This window comes from Colwellia marinimaniae (genome assembly GCF_002207865.1).
Lineage (GTDB): Bacteria > Pseudomonadota > Gammaproteobacteria > Enterobacterales > Alteromonadaceae > Colwellia > Colwellia marinimaniae.
Window position 1 is genome coordinate 1 of the sequence record NZ_BDQM01000128.1, and the last position, 452, is coordinate 452.

General features: G+C 55.5%; 1 pseudogene. It reads right to left on the reverse strand.

Annotated elements, in window-relative coordinates:
* Positions 1-162: 162 nt before the first annotated feature.
* A pseudogene (locus MTCD1_RS18515) lies at positions 163-452 on the reverse strand (DNA-packaging protein); the annotation flags it as partial.

The window sequence follows — 452 nt, forward strand, 5'->3', positions numbered from 1 at the left end:
GCATTCATGATGGCCCGCTGAAAGGGCAGTGTTTCCCAGCGCCCTTCCTGGTATGCGGATTCTTTCGGGAGATAGTAATTAGCATCCGCCCATTCAACGGCGGTCTGTGGCTCCGGCCTGAACAGTGAGCGAAGCCCGGCGCGGACAAAATGCCGCAGCCTGTTAACCTGACTGTTCGATATATTCACTCAGCAACCCCGGTATCAGTTCATCCAGCGCGGCTGCTTTGTTCATGGCTTTGATGATATCCCGTTTCAGGAAATCAACATGTCGGTTTTCCAGTTCCGGAAAACGCCGCTGCACCGACAGGGGGAGCCCGTCGAGAATACTGGCAATTTCACCTGCGATCCGCGACAGCACGAAAGTACAGAATGCGGTTTCCACCACTTCAGCGGAGTCTCTGGCATTCTTCAGTTCCTGTGCGTCGGCCTGCGCACGCGTAAGTCGATGGC